Below are 16366 nucleotides of genomic sequence, written 5' to 3'. Positions count from 1 at the left end.
AAACACCATCCACAATGTCTGGTCTCCCATAAGCAAAGGTCTATCAACTCCCCTCGTAAATACACCATCACCATCAACATCCTCCCAAGGTGCACCATCCTCAACCGGCCAGTTCAAATAATCATCGCTCGGATTGAAAAGATCTGTCTTGTTTATCTTCCAAATCTTATATCTCGGGTCCTCAGCATTATCAGGTGTCCCATCAGGTTTAATCTTTCCAGGTTGAAATTCAGATTGATACTCAGCAGCTGCCGTCCTTAATTCACCAGTTCCTCTAACTTTACCAGCAACCCAAATTCCCGCTGCAAAGTCAGCCGTTTTATGCGACCCCTTTGGCCATTCAAGCCCAGCATCTCCCGTCTTATGATAGCTAACATATTGACCCGTATTCTCAACCCAAGCCGCAATCCTATTCCCATCAAATTGCTTCAATTCAAGAACATTTGATTTCAAAAGAGATGCGATTTTGCTTCTGTCTGAATTCTTTTCTTTTGCAGTTAAGGTCAATGTAAATACAAGCGTGAACAGAGTTAGTATTGTAAGTAATTTCCGCATGCTTGTTCCTCCGAAATTTTATTTTTTAAAATTCAAACAAAGGGCGTGTGCCCAAGAAGAGCACACACCCAAAAATCCAAATTATAAGTCAATGCGAATTCCAAATCTTACCTGCCTTGGCTCTCCGAAGTTATATGGATGCGTTAACATATAGTTATACAACTTAACAGCTTCTGGACCATTGCTCTCCGCCCATGCTGCACCTTCAGGTGTTCTGAACCATCCATCAGCATCGGGCAAACCAGTTGAATTATAAACGCTCAACACATTCCTGCTGTTGAAGAGATTAATCACCCACAAGTAGATGTCAAAGTTAACTCTTCCAAATCTTATCGCTCTGTCAATCTTGAGATCAAGCTGGCTTGTCCATGGTCCATAGCCAGAGTTAACAGCTGCTTTCGGTATCTGCCAACCAGGTCCGTAGATATAGCTTCTGTACTCAACTGGCGTATATGGCAAGCCACTTCCAAATCTGAAAAGAAGGTTAATTCCAAAATACTCAAACGGCTTGATTCCAAACACGGTTGGACCATCACCCTTTTCGGTTCTGAAATCAACATTGATGCTTCCAGTATGACGCTGGTCAAAGTCAAGCGGAGCTACAAATGTTGGGAAGTTTCCACCAAGCCATGCAATGTTGAAGTTCGTCGTCGCTGCTGAACCAGTTCCAGCTGCATATTGCAATGTGTAATTGACAAACGCCGCTACTCTGTTCGTCCTTCTCAAAGTGAAGCTAAATGACAAACCTTTGATCGTTCCATAGTCACCATTGACATATAACGCATAAGAGACCGGATGAGCATATATGTTCTGAATCTGGATCAAATCTCTCGTCTCTTTGTAATATGCAGTAATATCAAAGCTTGCATTTCTTGTAATTTGCTGTGCAAATCCAACCTCATAAGCGATTGTCTTCGGCGGTCTGAGGTTCGGATTACCTGAGCGAGTATAGTTACCAGATCTAAGGAATTGAGCCAGTAATATCGTGCTTGAATAGAACAAGTTCAACTGCGGTGGCTGGCTAAATACACCATACTGTGCATGGAATACAGTTCTATCTGTAACTGGGAATGAAATACCCAATCTCGGTGCAAAGATGTAATACGGCTTTGCCGCTGTAAAGTTCTTATCTGACAAGTCATACCAATCACCTTTTGACTCAATTATAATTGAATCCAACCTGACAAATTGATCAGTGTTTGGATTTATGTAATCAACACGCAAACCAAGGTTAAGGATCAACTCAGGCAACTCAATTTTATCCTGAATATATGCTGCACCAACAATCGGATGCTTCGCCCCATTTCTACCAGTGTTAACTTCACTCTTGCCAGTCACATCATAACCAAGCGCATTGACAAAAGCTGTTTGATAAATGCTCTCGTTTGAAGCGCCCGGATTTGTTCTCCTGTTGTTTGCTATATCAAGTGCTCTCAAACCATAAACTCTTATCGTATTATATCTGAAATCAAACCCTGCCTTTATTTCATGAACTCTACCAATCTGATGCAAGATATCAAACTTCAACCCCCAATAACTTGACAAGTTCTTATTGTAGTTCGGATAAACAGTGTTTTCCTGCGCAAAAAGTGAATATGGTCTAAATGGCTGATTCCTTCCCCAATCTCTCAATTGTGGGTTTTTATCTTTATCGCCGTATGACTCAATATCATCCCACCAGAAATGATCTCCCGATTCAATAAATGTCCTATACCAGCTAAACATCAATGTATAAAATGTTGATGGCGAAACCGTATGTGTTAACTTCGCATAATATCCATGCGTTGTCTCTTCTTCCCTTGGCATTCTATTGTAGTTAAACGCAGAGTATGAATGTACATATACTCTATCCGTCCTAAAGAATGAAGTTCCACCGATTCTCAAATTAAACGGCTTGAAATCAAAAACAACATTTCCATTAAATAACCATCTTGAAGTTGAATTGCCCCTCAAAACACCAGCTGGGATATTGATATTGAATGTATCCTGACCCTCAATTGCAACCGCTTGCACACCATCGTTGAAAGCTGGTCTTCTATTTCTCATAAATGTCCTTTCAAGTGCAGCGAAAAATCTTATTTTATCATATCCCGGAATTAGCGGACCACCCAAGCTCAATGAATACAAACTGTAACCTTGCGAATAAGCCCCAGTTAAAGCATTCTTCTTGAAGAAATTCGGATTCCCTGTTTCCCTGCTTCTGAAGAAACCTCCGTATTCATCTGTGATCAATTCAAGCGTGGCTGAATATCTTGTTCCACCTGTCTTTGTTGTCGTCACAACAACACCCGACATAGCATAACCATACTCAGCATTGAATCCACCAGCTTGATATGAAACCTCTTCAATCGCCGTTGTAACGACTTCACCAGTTCTTGCATAGTTATACGGGTTGTTAAAATAAACGCCATCAACATAATACGCAACTTCTTCGCTTCTTCCACCCCTTACATATATCGTCCCACCAACTTGAACTACACCAGTTTGAATTGCAACAACACTTGTATAACCACGCAATGGCATATTTTGAACATCCTCAGAGCGAACAACCCTTATTTCATTGGTAGCGTTTTTCTGAACAAGAGGTCTTTCAGCGACAACTTCAACTGTTGGAACTTGAATTGCTTCGCTTGGAAGTTCAAAATTAACCTCCGTTGTCAAACCAACTGTTACTCTAACATTTCTAACTGTTATGGTTTGATACCCAACATAACTTGCCTTAACAGTGTAAATTCCAGGTGGGACATTCAAGATAACATAGTTACCGTTTAAATCCGTTGATGCACCAAGCGTCGTTCCTTCAATTATGACATTTGCGCCGATCAACGGCTCTTTCGTTTCTCTGTCAACAACTTTACCCGCTATTTTACCAACCTGTGCTAAAATTAATCCGGGTAGGAGCAACAACAACGATAAAATTAATAGTTTGCGGTACATATCTTTATTCCTCCTGATATGTTTGTTTTAAATTTGAAGAGTCATTTTTGATGTGGATAATTCTGCGGGCTCAACATAAACAACAAGTAGCAAACTTTTCAATTTAACACCTCCTGCATTTTGTTTTTCTATCATTCGTCGCTAAATAATATAATATCTAAAAACGACTTTGTCAAGATTTTTTTTGCAGAAAAAAACTTAACATTTATCAAAAACTATGCCAAAATTAAAACTTAACAACCTTTACATCATAAACTCCATCAATTGAGGAAATCTCACGCAAAACATCAGGCGGTATCTCATTGTCAACGCTCATAACCGTCAAAGCTTTTTGACCTATGCCGTATCTTCCAAGCGAAAGTCCTGCAATATTGATATTTGAACGAGCAAGAATTGAACTTACAGAGGCAAGCATTCCAGGTCTGTCAATGTTTGAATAAACAAGCAAAATCCCTTCAGGCTTAAATTCAAAGTGAAAATCATCCATCCCGACAATTCTTAAATCGTTATTTCCAAATACTGTTCCAGATACACTTCTTAACTCCTTATCTGTTTTAACCTCAAATTTCACAAGTTGAGTATAATTGCCTCTGTCCTCGCTTGAACGCTCACTTATGCTTAAACCCATTTCCTTTGCTATAATTGGCGCATTTATGTAATTAACCGGTTCACTCATCAAATAATTCAACATACCTTTTAAAAACGCTGACATTAAAATCTGTGAAGAATTTTTCAATAGTTCTCCTACAAATGTTCCCGTTATTCCAAGTATCTTCCCTTTTAAAATTTGCGCCTGCAATAGCCCAATTTTCTCAGCAAGCAAAAGATATGGTTTTATTTCTTCATTCATTGCAAGCTGTAAAATCTCCGCATTCACCGCACCAACTATCGCACGCCCTTTAAGTGCATCTGCTATTTGATGCGCAATTTGAATTGCTACCTTTTCCTGTGCCTCCTCAGTAGCTGCACCAAGATGAGGCGTGACTATAACTTTTGGATGTTTTATCAGAGGATGATCTTTTGGTGGCGGTTCTTCGCTGAAAACATCAAGAGCAGCTCCAGCTACATGTCCCGACTCAATCGCTTCAAGCAAAGCCATCTCATCAATTATCCCACCCCTTGCACAATTTATAATCCTAACTCCGCGCTTGCACTTCGCAAGTTCATCTCTGCCTATCATCCCCCGTGTTTCCTCATTCAAAGGAACATGAACAGTTATAAAATCACTCCTTCTGTAAATTTCATCAAGATTTGAAACAAGCTCAACCCCCAATTTTGACGCCACCTCATAAGAAAGCACAGGATCATAACCAATGACATTCATCCCAAAAGCTTTACACCTTATCGCAACTTCACGACCAATCCTTCCAAGACCAATTATTCCAATCGTCTTACCGTAAAGTTCTACACCCATAAACTTTTTTCTGTTCCAATTTCCCGCTTTCAAATCATTACACGCCTGCGGTATATTTCTTGCAAGAGCCAGAATCAAACTCATCGTATGCTCTGCTGTTGAAATCGTGTTTCCACCCGGCGTATTCATAACGATAATTCCACGCCTCGTTGCGCTTTCAACATCAATGTTATCAACCCCAGCCCCAGCTCTGCCGATTATCTTTAAATTCCTCGCCTCGTTGATTATATCCGCTGTCACCTTTGTCCCGCTTCTGACTATCAATGCAACATAGTCATTAATTATGCTTTTAATTTCTTCTTTCGGAATCCCCGGCTTTAAATCAACCTCAAAACCCTCGCTTTTTAAGATGTTAACACAACTTTCTTCAATTGGATCTGTGATTAAAATTTTCATCTTACCTCAAAAAAATTTATTTTCAATGACAGCAACTTAACATCTCATCGTTGTTATCTTTTTGAACTAATTTCTCTTCAAACCCCGCAAAAACTTTTTGAACTGCCTTAACACCATCGCCCTGATTAAACTTATCAAATCCGGAATCCATCAACGCCATCTCAAGCGCCGAAATTACCCCAACAATATCAATTTCATCATAATAACCAAGATGCGAAATTCTAAAAATTTTATCCTTCAAATGCTCTTGCCCCCCGGCAACAGTTATACCATATTTGTATTTCAAAACTTTTTGAAACTCTTTTTTATCAATTCCATCCGGAAAATAAACTGCCGTGACAGCATGAGATGGTGGATAACCGAACAATTTCAGACCGAGCGCTTTGCAACCTTCACGAACCGCAAGCGAAAGTTTTTCATGTCTTTTCCATATATTCTCAAGCCCTTCTTCCCTTATCATCTTCAAAGCCACATCAAGAGCAACAATAAGAGCAATAGCTGGGGTCCAAGGCGTGTCTCCACTTTCAAGCGCCTTCTTTGCCTTTTTCAAGCTGAAATAAAATTTCGGAAGCTTTGACTCCTCAACCATCTTCCATGCCTTCTCGCTAACTGCGATAAACGACAACCCCGGTGGAATCATCAAACCTTTTTGCGAACCTGTTATAACCACATCAAGCCCCCAATCATCCATATACATCTCATGCGCCCCAACAGAGGTTATACCATCAACAACTACAACCGCATCAGAACTCTCACGCACAACTTTCGCAATTTCTTTGACATCTGTAAAAACTCCCGTTGATGTTTCGCTATGCGTTAAAAAAACAGCTTTTGTGTCCGGATTTTTTTTGAGTTCGCTTTCAATCTCTTCCGGCGCCACAGCTCTTCCCCATTCAATTTTAATTTCAACTGCATTAACTCCATACGCTTTGCAAATCTCACCCCACCTTTCCCCAAATTTACCTCCGTTCACAAAAATTGCTTTATCACCAGGAGACAACAAATTAACAACCGCTGCTTCCATCGCCCCAGTGCCACTACTTGTCAAGGTAAAAACATCTCTTTTCGTTTGAAAAAGATACTTCAAATTTTCATTCACACGAGAAAAAATTTCAATAAACTCCGGATTCCTGTGATGAATTATTGGTTGTGCCATTGCAAGTGCCACATTCTCGGGCACTGGCGTCGGTCCCGGTGTAAAAAGTCGTTTCTTCATCCCTCAAACCTGCTTTTTGATTAAATATAAAAATTTTTCAATCTTTGTCAAGTCCTTGTAAAAGATTTTCAAGTCCAGAATTTTTTAAAACCTCAATCATCTTGTAATTTGTCAAATCAAAGTGAATTGGCGTAATTGAAATAAAGTTGTTCTGCACCGCAGTGTGGTCAGCATCCAAATCTTCTTGATCATAATTTACAAATTTACCCGTAAGCCAGTAATAATCTCTACCGTTTGGATCTTTACGCAACTCAAACCAGTCATCCCAGAAAGCATTGCCCTGCCTTGTGACACGAACTCCCTTTATCTCGTTTTCAGGAACAGGCGGAACATTTACATTTAAAAGCGTCCCCCTTGGCAAACCATTCTTAAAAACAAATTCGGCAAGTTTAACAGCAAATTTTGCCGAAAATGTAAAGTCAGGATTTGGCGCATATGTTGCAAGTGAAATTGCAATTGATGGTATACCAAGAATTGTCCCCTCCGTTGCTGCTGATACAGTGCCAGAATAAATTATGTTAATTGATGTGTTCGTCCCATGGTTTATTCCAGAAATTAACAGATCAATTTTTTTATCTTTTAAAATCGCTTTAACCGCAAGCTTAACCGCATCAGCAGGAGTTCCATCAACAGCATATCCGAAAAATTCACCATTTTTGTAAAAAGGATTAACTCTCAACGGATACTGAACAGTTATAGCATGCCCAACTGCGCTCATCTGTTTCTCAGGTGCAACTACAGTTACATCAGCAACTTTCTTTAACTCATTTACAAGTGCCCAAATGCCTTCTGAATTTATGCCATCATCATTTGAAACAAGTATATGCATTTTCACTTCTTTTGCCCCTTTTCTTTTTCCTTCATTTCAGATTTCTTCAACCCTTCAATTTTCTTAAGCTCCTCATACGCTTCTTTTCTATCTGGATTTAATTCCGCTGCTTTCTTCAAGATATTTTCAGCATCTGAAAATTTTCCGACATTGGAATAAACGATCCCAAGATAAATATACTGTTCATAATTTAACGGATTATAACTTATCGCTTTCGTGAAAGATTCAATCGCCTTATCATAAAGTTTCAACTCATTATAAACCTGCCCAAGCATAACCCTTATAACCCAGAAATCATTTCCATTTGAAAGAGCTGACTCAAGAAGTGTCTTAGCGTCGTTCCAATTTCCCTGAATTTTGTAAATTTCAAAAAGTCGCTCGTAAGCAAGAACAAAATTTGAATCAAGTGAAATTGCCTTTGAAAAATAAATTATAGCTGGATAAAAATCATTGTCTTTGAAGTATATCTCGCCAATTGCGTAATTTGCAAGTGGAAATCTTGGCTCAACCAGAACCGCACGCCTAATCGCATCAAGTCCAGAGGTTTTATCACCAGTTGATAATTTTCTTATACCCTCATTATAAAGTGAAACCGCCTCTTCGGAGAGCCCCTGCTGTTTCACGAAAATCATGCCCTTTAAAATTTCCAATCTTCTCAAAAGTTCATAATCTGTTAACTTCTTTAATGCCTTTAAGATATAGTTTCTGCTCTCTGAATAATTTTTTCTCACATAGTTATCAACTGCAAGAAAAATTTCATAATAAGGTTGTGGAAGTTCGTTTGAATTATTCAACAAATTGACGAGAAAATTCTCATTAAATAATGTCCCTCGCGTTCTCAAATTTGAGATACAAACACGCTGAAATATGTTGTAATCTTTTTCAACTCCAAAAATTTTCAAATTGGCATAAACCGTATCAGGCAAAATAAACTCAAATTTCGTTGTATCAGGATTGTTCCAGAAAGATTCCGAAGTGAAAGAATAAGCAAGAGCATCAATTACGAGGCGATATTTGAAATTAATTGCTTTTTCAGTGTTAAGCCAAGAAATGCTCTTTACATCAAGACGGTATTTTTCTGCTTGAATTTCATTTTCAAGTTTTTCAAAATATCCATTTGCGCGCGAAACCATTGCGAAAACAAGCGTATCCGCAAGGACATTTAGTTTAGGAGTTAACATATTGTTGACATAGTTTTGAAATTGAACTTTTAAACTATCGTACTCCTTAAGTTTTTCTTCCGGCTCCATCACCGCAGAGACAACAGAATTAAACTTATCAACGAGTTCAACGAGGATATTGTCAAGTGATTTTATACATTTCTCCCGTGCGTCTTTGTAGAACGAAAATTTTTTTGCTTTATCATTTGCAACAACTTTGAAAAGAACATCGGCGGAAGTTTGATAATTTTTCTCGTTGTAAAATTTTACACCTTCCTGATATGTTTTAAACGCCTCTGAATAACCCTCCCACAGATTTTCGGGAATTTTCATCTCCCCTGAACTTACAACTTTTTCAGAAATTGGATAATTGATCTTAAATGGTTTTTCAATCTGAAACTTTTTCTCAAATCCAATTATTATAGCGATCTTCCCGCCAACGGTTATCAGATCATAAATCTCTGGATAAAACACATTCCCATCCTGTTGGATTAAAACCTTGCTTGTAAATTCCTTTGCAAATTCTTCATCAATTTTCCAATCACCCTCCGGCAAACATAGAAAGAAATAATATGCATCTTTTGCAACATCAACATCTGTGAAATTTTCTTTGGCATCTCTGACGGAAAATTGAACAGTTAAAAATCTTTCACCCCTTAAAATTGTTTTCTCACGCACCTTCAAGGTCACACTTTGAGAAAAAATTTGGGCAACAAATAAAAGCAGTAATGTTGCTATTGAGATAATTTTTTTCATCTTTGCCAAAATTTTTTATTTTTGCTTCTGATTGAAATTATGAAAATAGCATTTGAAAATCAACCACAGTTTTAAATCTATTTTTAAATGCATTAAATTTTTCCGATAGAACTATTGACTATTTGCAATTGGCCTGATATATTCAAAATGAACAAAAACATAAATCAGGAGGCTTGCTATGCGAATTATTACAATTTCACTTTTTGCAGTTTTCCTTCTTACATTAGCATTTTCACAAGAACAACCACAATGGACCTCAAGATGGTATTGTGTTTACGCAACTTACGATGACGAGACAAATGGAACTGGTCACAATACTCCAAGCGTTGCTGTGATTAAGGAAAATACATTCATTGCTTGTGTGACAACCTACAACGCACGAAGTTTCCTTATCCCCTATGTAAACGCCGATTCCGCAAACGGTAGATTATACTCCTATGGTTATGGCTCATCTGGGATTGGTAACTTCTACCTTCCATGGACAAATCCAAATGATGTATTTGATGAGGTTTTAATGAGAAATGCATGGTTTATTCTTGCCACTCCACAAGATAGTTTAATTTATGTTGCAAACAACGATGAAAAACACAATATCCTTGTCTTCAAATTTACAGGGGACACTATACTATCTACTCCATACAGGCTTGAAACGGGCGACAATATAATTTTTTCACTTGACCTTGACAGAAACGGAAATGTTTTTGTTATCAATGATAGTTCATTCAATAAAACTGATGACATTAAGATTTTCCCATCGCTTAAAGATAACACAACTGCGTGGGAAACACACACCGCCACACCAATTTTAACAATTGATTTACCAGATGGAGTTTATAAAGGAATTGAAGTTAACAACGATGGAACTTGGTTATTTGTATCTTTCTCCGATACAACACAGAGGAAAGTTGTCAAGTATGTTGGCTCAATTCAAAGTGGATATCAGATTGACACTAAATTTAATTTTCAACTCGGCAAAGCAGACACAGGTGCAACACCCGCTTGGAAAGCATCCCCAATTGGGCTTGAATATCTTGATGAGAATAATCTTTTATTTGTTGCTTGCGCTGTCTGGAGACCCTCACCACTTTCACAAGGTTATCCATATGGGAGAATTTATGTGTTAAGCGGAACAACGGGAGAACCAATTGATACAATTGACATAGCAAAATGGAATTTCATAATGACAGGCGGATATAATCTCAGAGAAAATGGAACAACACCAGGAAATGCATCTGGTTATACTTCAGTTTATGATGTCAAATTTGATGAAAATAAAAATCTTTACACACAATCTTACTACGGATGGACTGTTGATAAGTGGGTCTATCAAGGGACTTTGCCTGTGATACCGTTGAAGGTTGAAAAATTGAATGATCAAATCCCACAGGGTTATGAACTTAAACAAAACTACCCAAATCCATTTAACCCAACGACAACGATTGAATTTTCAATTCCGAAAAAAGAACAAGTTAGCTTAAAAATTTACACTATACTTGGACAGGAAATCGCAACACTTGTTGACGATGTTCTTGACGCTGGAACATACAGAGTTATTTTTGACGCAAGCAAACTTTCAAGTGGTTCATACATTTACACTTTGAAGGCAGGTAAATTTGTTGAAAGCAAGAAACTTATTTTTGTCAAATAATAAAATTGACGGGGCAGTTGTAAAAACTGCCCCATTTCATTTTTCCCTTAAACCATTAAAAAATGCCTTTAACAAACTCTGCGCTTCATCAGCCATTATTCCACCTACGACTTCAACCTTGTGATTTAAATTTCCATCTTCAGCTATGTTATAAACGCTTCCGCAAGCCCCCGCTTTAAAATCATAAGCTCCAAAGACAATTTTATCAATCCTTGAAAGCACAATTGCACCAGCGCACATTGGACACGGCTCAAGCGTCACATAAATCGTGCAACCTTCAAGTCGCCAACTCTTAAAATAATTATACGCAGCAGACAATGCTATCATCTCTGCGTGCGCAGTCGCATCCTTTAACATCTCAACCTGATTATAACCCTTCGCAATGATCGTATCTTTATAAACTATCACAGCTCCAACTGGAACTTCCCCAAGTTCAAATGCCCTTTGCGCCTCTTTCAACGCATACTCCATCCAATGTCTATGCTCACGCATCAATTAAACCTCTTTCTTGGCTCATAACCTGCATCCTTTATCGCCTTTAACATTTGTTCAAGCGTGACAAGATGCTTTGTCCCAGCTGCACTTACAACATTTTCTTCTATCAACAAACTTCCAAAATCATCCGCACCAAATTTTAAACCAATTTGAGCCATCTTTAATCCCTGCGTCACCCAAGAAACTTGTATCGTTGGTATGTTGTCAAGCATTAACCTTGAAATTGCAAGCGTCTTCAAATAATCAAATCCAGTTGATCGCTCTTTCAAATTGTCCATATTCTCTGCAAGTTGAGTATTTCTCGGCTGAAATGTCCAAGGTATGAACGATGTAAAGCCACCTGTTATATCTTGAAGCTCACGAATTAACAACATATGTTGAACCCTATCTTCATAAGTTTCAACATGTCCAAACATCATCGTCGCAGTTGTCTTTAAACCGAGTTGATGCGCCTCATACATAACACCAAGCCATTCATCAGCTGTGCATTTTTTTGGAGAAATTTTTTCTCTAACTCTGTCAACTAAAATTTCCGCACCACCGCCGGGAATTGATTGCAATCCTGCATCAATCAATCTCTTTAAAACATCCCTTACCCTCATTTTTGAAACCTCTGCAATGTGCAAAATCTCCTCGGGCGAAAGGGCATGTAGCCATATCTGCGGATAATTCTCCTTTATCCAACGGAATAAATCTTCATAAAATTCTATCCCAAGCTCGGGATTTAAACCACCCTGCAACAAAATCCTCGTCCCGCCAAGCTGAATCGTTTCTTCTATCTTTTTACCTATCGTTTCATAATCAAGAGTATAACCTTTAACATTGTCTCCAACCTTTGCATAAAAAGCGCAAAAAGTGCATTCCGTGGTGCAAATGTTTGTATAGTTTATATTTCGGTCAATTATATAAGTTACAACCGGCTCCGGGTGCAATCTCCACCTGACCATATCTGCCATCATTCCAATCGTGATAAGATCATCCGATTTGAAAAGTTTTACACCATCTTCAAAATCTAATCTTTCCCCATTTTCAACTTTCTTGTATATGTCAAGCAAATTTCTGTCCATTTGCCGATAAATTTTGTTTGAAAAATTTTTGAAAAATTTAAAAATTCGCACCTTAAAATAAAAATTTCCCGCTATTTAAATCTTCAAGCACAAGCCCAACGAGATTCTTGCAGGAAAGTTTAACCCGATGTGAGATTGAATCCCCGATGTCAAATTTATTTCCGACAATTCCATAAATAATCAATTTCTTTGGCAAAGTTCCAAGTGCTTCTGCAAGCTCAATATACTCTGCAACCCCAAACGAATGAGTTGAGTAAAATTTTAAAACAGCTGGAATTTTATCAATTCCATACTCAAACCGATAAATTTTCCCAGCATCATCTCCCATAATTGCATCAATCAAGATGACGACATCAAAGTTTTTCCAATCACAGATCAAATCTTCAAAAGTTGCATCAACGCCGATTATCTTAACACTGTCTTTAAAAAATTTTCTAAAATACCTTGCCATCAAAATTCCAATCGCATCATCACCACGATATAAATTGCCAACTCCAACAATTAAAATTTTTTTCTCTTTATTCCCTTTCAATGTAAAGTTTCAAAAAATGAGTTGCACACGAGATGCACGGATCGTAATTTCTTATCGCCTGCTCACATTTCCAAGTCAATTCATCTTCCGGTAAATTCAGATAAGTTGCTGTAAATTTCCACAAATCGCTTTCCATCATCTTCAAATTTTGTGATGTCGGCGGAACAATCTTCGCATCAAGAATTATCCCTTTCTCATCAACTTTATATCTGTGATATAAAATTCCACGAGGCGCTTCGGTGCAACCGTATCCAATGCCAGGTTTGATCTCAAAACTAACAAATGGATTCTCCGGTTCTTCATACTCTGAAATTATCCTCAATGCTTCATCACACGCATAAAGCGTCTCAACAGCTCTTGCGATTATACTCTTAAACGGATTTTTACAAACTGGTTTGAAATCAATTTCAAGAGAAACTTCCTTCACAAGCGGAGAAAGTTTATCAAAATTCAAGTTAAATCTCGCAAGCGGTCCAACGAAGTAAGCACCTCTTCCTATGATGCTTGAATGAAGCGCATTTGAGTGAGGCACATGCTCCTCAATGAAATAACTGTCATACTCATTAACCGAAATGTTAAGCCCTTTACTTGATACAATTCTTCCCTCGTTAAATGGATATTCATCTGGATGACTTAAAGCGACAAATTCATAATCTTGCTCAAAATCCGGAAAATCAAGCCCAGCAAGGAACTTAACAGCTTCAACGCAAAAATCTCTCGCCCATTTTAAATCATCTTCAATCTTTTTTAAATCGTTTTTCTTCGGAACTTTATAAAATCCACCAACCCTGACATTTATCGGGTGAATTTCTCTCCCACCGATTATTCTTACAATTTCATTTCCGATTTTTTTAAGTCGCAATGCTTTCTTAACAAGATCCGGATATTGCTTTGACATTTGAATTACATCGTCATAACCGAAGAAATCCGGAAGGTGAAGCATAAAAATGTGCAAAGCGTGGCTTTCAATCCATTCACCACAATAAATTAATCTTCTTAACTCACGAATTTGTCTTGTTGGTTTGACGCCGAAAATACTTTCAATCGCATGAACAGAACTCATTTGATACGCAATTGGACAGATTCCGCAGATTCTTGCAGTTATATCAGGAACTTCCATAAAACTTCTACCACGAAGAAATGCCTCAAAAAATCTCGGCGGTTCAAAAATTCTCAACTTAACATCAACTACATAACCGTTTTTAACTTTTACATAAAGTGCTCCTTCCCCTTCAACTCTTGCTAAATAATCAACTTTGATTACTTTATCTTTCATATGCTTCACTCCCTTTTCTGAATGGTTCAGCGTATGAGTTGAAATTTCTTAACACTCTAATTATATCAGCTGATTTAAGCCCAAGTTTCACAAAATGCTCCGACAGAGCGAAAACATTCGGTGTTTCTTTCGGTCCAAAACAACCGTAGCAACCTCTATTGTAAGAAGGACATATAGCACCGCATCCAGCTTGAACCACCGGACCAAGGCACGGAGTCCCTTTTGAAACCATAACACAAACATTACCATTTCTCTTGCACTCCATACAAACGCTGTAAGTTGGGATATTCGGCTTTCGTCCATTTAAGAATGCGTTTATAACTTCAATCAAATGATATTTGTTAATTGGACATCCGCGGAGTTCAAAATCAACAAAAACATGATCAGCAATCGGCGTGGATTTGTTTAATGTCTCAATGTATGATGGATTTGCATAAACAATTGAGATAAACTCTTTAACATCTTTAAAATTCCTCAACGCTTGAATTCCACCTGCTGTTGCGCACGCACCAATTGTTATGAGATACTTTGAAACTTTCCTTATCTTGTGAATTCTCTCCGCATCGTGCGGAGTTGTGATTGAACCTTCAACAAGCGAAATGTCATAAGGTCCTGAAACCGTTGCCCTTGATGCTTCAAGGAAATATGCTATTTCAACAGCCCCAACGACATCAAGCAATTCATCTTCACAATCAAGCAAGCTTAATTGACATCCATCGCAAGAAGCAAATTTCCAAACAGCAATTTTCGGTTTCTTCACCTTCATTTTATATCTCCCGCTTAAATATCAAATTTTTAACTTGACTATAGCTGAAAACAGGTCCATCTTTACACACAAACACAGGTCCAAATTGACAATGCCCGCATAAACCAATCCCGCATTTCATATTTCTTTCCATTGAAATAAATATGTTGTTCTCGCTCACTCCTCTTTTAATAAGTTCAAGCGCTGTAAAACGCATCATTATCTCTGGACCACAAACGAAGGCAATTGTGTTTTGAGGATCAAACGGAGCACGCGGGATCAAAGTCGTCACAACTCCAACATTCCCCTTCCATCCACTTGTACCTCTGTCAACAGTGACATAAACTTCAAAATCAAATCTTGATTTCCACTTTTCAATCTCGTGCTTGTAAAGTATATCATCTGGGGTCCTTGCACCGTAGAGCAAAATCGCTTTGTTGTAATTTTCGCGACGCCTTAGAATGTAATAAATTGCTGGTCTTAATGGTGCAAGCCCGATACCACCTGCAACAATCACAACATCACACCCAGAACATTTATCAACAGGCCAGCTTGAACCAAAAGGACCTCTTACACCGATGAGGTCGCCTTTCTTTAATTTCCCCATCGCTTTTGTCACGGTTCCAACCATTCGCGTCGTATGGGTTACGCGTGAAACTTTTTCCGGATCACCGCTAATTGATATAGGAACTTCTCCAACGCCAAAAACATAAAGCATGTTAAATTGCCCCGGTTTAAAAATAAATTCAACGCCTGCTTCAACAGGTTCAAGTTCAAGCGTAAAAGTATCAGATGTTTCTTGCTTCCTTGAACGAATTTGAAAAATTTGCGGAAGCATCGGATTTTTTTCAACTACGAGAATTTCTCTTTCACTGACTTCCATATAAATCCAGCAATTGTATTCTTGTTGCTTGTAAACGTTGTTCAACTATTGTCACAAACCTTTTCAAAAGCTCATACCCAAGGTTATGATCCTCCTCGCACTTTGTCCTTAAACACTTGCCATCAAGCGCAATCGCTCTTGTTGGTTCAACTGCGCGAGCACTAAAGTGCCAATAATACGGTGGAACAAGCCAGGACCATCCAAGAACTTCTCCATCTTCAAGAGTTTGAATAACTATTGGCTCTTTTCCAGGAGAAGAAAATTCAAGCGAAACTTTGCCATCGCGAATTACATAAAACTCATTCGCCTCTTCACCTTCACGAAATATAAATTCCCCTGGCTTGTAAAAAACATTTCTCGCACATCCAATTATCAATTCAAGATATTCTTTTTTTAAACCCTTAAAAAACGGATGTTCCGCAAGCAACTTCTCCAATGTTTCAATTGCCATGGCTTT

14 protein-coding genes are annotated in these 16366 nt (G+C 38.2%); 1 reads left to right on the top strand and 13 read right to left on the bottom strand.

The genetic code is table 11. The annotated features are described in order from the left end of the window. The 6 genes from AWW83_RS01485 to AWW83_RS01460 form a co-directional block, all read right to left on the bottom strand. The coding region (locus tag AWW83_RS01485) for a hypothetical protein (RefSeq protein ID WP_143713856.1) at window positions 1–555 on the bottom strand (555 nt) is incomplete at its 3' end. An 81-nt stretch (window positions 556–636) separates the two neighbouring features. Next, window positions 637–3492 (bottom strand): TonB-dependent receptor, encoded by a 2856-nt coding sequence (locus AWW83_RS01480; protein ID WP_092347356.1) that lies wholly within the window; start codon window positions 3490–3492, stop codon window positions 637–639. A gap of 226 nt (window positions 3493–3718) precedes the next feature. Further along, window positions 3719–5302 (bottom strand): phosphoglycerate dehydrogenase, encoded by a 1584-nt coding sequence (gene serA, locus AWW83_RS01475; RefSeq protein WP_092347353.1) that lies wholly within the window; start codon window positions 5300–5302, stop codon window positions 3719–3721. Window positions 5303–5324: 22 nt separating this feature from the next. Further along, complete coding sequence (locus AWW83_RS01470) at window positions 5325–6518, bottom strand: pyridoxal-phosphate-dependent aminotransferase family protein (RefSeq protein ID WP_092347350.1); 1194 nt, start codon at window positions 6516–6518, stop codon at window positions 5325–5327. Between the two features lie 37 nt (window positions 6519–6555). Further along, a complete protein-coding gene (gene surE / locus AWW83_RS01465) occupies window positions 6556–7347 on the bottom strand; it encodes a 5'/3'-nucleotidase SurE (RefSeq protein ID WP_092347347.1) in 792 nt (263 codons plus the stop codon). 2 nt (window positions 7348–7349) lie between these two features. Further along, entirely contained in the window at window positions 7350–9263 is a 1914-nt protein-coding gene (locus AWW83_RS01460) for a tetratricopeptide repeat protein (protein ID WP_092347344.1), read from the bottom strand. A 178-nt stretch (window positions 9264–9441) separates the two neighbouring features. Between AWW83_RS01460 and AWW83_RS01455 the strand changes: the two genes are divergently transcribed. Then, a complete protein-coding gene (locus AWW83_RS01455; RefSeq protein WP_092347341.1) occupies window positions 9442–10911 on the top strand; it encodes a T9SS type A sorting domain-containing protein in 1470 nt (489 codons plus the stop codon). 36 nt (window positions 10912–10947) lie between these two features. Here the strand turns inward: AWW83_RS01455 and tadA are convergent, their stop codons facing one another. The 7 genes from tadA to AWW83_RS01420 are packed head-to-tail and all read right to left on the bottom strand — an operon-like array spanning window position 10948 to window position 16360. Further along, on the bottom strand, window positions 10948–11403 hold the full coding sequence (gene tadA, locus AWW83_RS01450; protein ID WP_092347338.1) for a tRNA adenosine(34) deaminase TadA: 456 nt from the start codon (window positions 11401–11403) through the stop codon (window positions 10948–10950). After that, complete coding sequence (gene mqnC, locus AWW83_RS01445) at window positions 11403–12473, bottom strand: cyclic dehypoxanthinyl futalosine synthase (RefSeq protein ID WP_092347335.1); 1071 nt, start codon at window positions 12471–12473, stop codon at window positions 11403–11405. Before mqnC ends, tadA begins: the two co-directional genes overlap by 1 nt. Before the next feature lie 52 nt (window positions 12474–12525). Further along, window positions 12526–13005 (bottom strand): hydrogenase maturation protease, encoded by a 480-nt coding sequence (locus AWW83_RS01440; RefSeq protein ID WP_092347332.1) that lies wholly within the window; start codon window positions 13003–13005, stop codon window positions 12526–12528. Beyond that, window positions 12992–14281 carry a Ni/Fe hydrogenase subunit alpha gene (locus AWW83_RS01435; protein WP_092347330.1) on the bottom strand — a complete coding sequence of 430 codons (1290 nt, stop codon included), beginning with the start codon at window positions 14279–14281 and terminating at the stop codon, window positions 12992–12994. Before AWW83_RS01435 ends, AWW83_RS01440 begins: the two co-directional genes overlap by 14 nt. After that, window positions 14271–15047: an NADH-quinone oxidoreductase subunit B family protein gene (locus AWW83_RS01430; RefSeq protein ID WP_092347327.1), complete on the bottom strand. Its 777-nt coding sequence runs from the start codon at window positions 15045–15047 to the stop codon at window positions 14271–14273. Before AWW83_RS01430 ends, AWW83_RS01435 begins: the two co-directional genes overlap by 11 nt. 1 nt (window position 15048) lies before the next feature. Beyond that, on the bottom strand, window positions 15049–15909 hold the full coding sequence (locus AWW83_RS01425) for an FAD/NAD(P)-binding protein (protein WP_092347324.1): 861 nt from the start codon (window positions 15907–15909) through the stop codon (window positions 15049–15051). Beyond that, window positions 15896–16360 (bottom strand): cyclic nucleotide-binding domain-containing protein, encoded by a 465-nt coding sequence (locus AWW83_RS01420; protein WP_200753982.1) that lies wholly within the window; start codon window positions 16358–16360, stop codon window positions 15896–15898. The genes AWW83_RS01425 and AWW83_RS01420 overlap by 14 nt, the downstream gene beginning before the upstream one ends. Between the last annotated feature and the right edge of the window lie 6 nt (window positions 16361–16366).

Origin of the sequence: Candidatus Chryseopegocella kryptomonas, from assembly GCF_001536065.1 — a bacterium.
In the GTDB taxonomy this organism is placed as follows: Bacteria; Bacteroidota; Ignavibacteria; order Kryptoniales; family Kryptoniaceae; genus Kryptonium; species Kryptonium kryptomonas.
The sequence above is the reverse complement of the archived record's forward strand: the minus strand, read 5'-3'. Positions and strand labels throughout refer to the sequence as shown.